Origin of the sequence: Mycobacterium persicum (assembly GCF_002086675.1) — a bacterium.
Lineage (GTDB): Bacteria > Actinomycetota > Actinomycetes > Mycobacteriales > Mycobacteriaceae > Mycobacterium > Mycobacterium persicum.
The window spans coordinates 1-212 of record NZ_MVIF01000384.1 but is presented as its reverse complement, the minus strand read 5'-3'; the positions used below and the strand labels follow the sequence as shown (position 1 = coordinate 212).

The window sequence follows — 212 nt, the reverse complement described above, 5'->3', positions numbered from 1 at the left end:
TCAGCACCAACAGTGGAGCCGAGGCCGCCCTTGCCGGCGTCGCCGCCTTGGCCGCCGGTGCCGCCGGTGCCGCCGGCCTGACCCGCGACCGCCGGGTTGGTGCTGTCGGTGCCGGTACCGCCTTGACCACCAGCACCGCCTTGGCCGCCGGTGCCGCCTTGGCCGCCGGCGCCTTGGGTGCCGGCGGTGCCGGTGAACGCATTACCCGCGGC

General features: G+C 76.9%; 1 pseudogene. It reads right to left on the bottom strand.

From position 1 onward, the window contains the following. A pseudogene (locus BST40_RS33755) lies at positions 1-212 on the bottom strand (hypothetical protein); the annotation flags it as partial.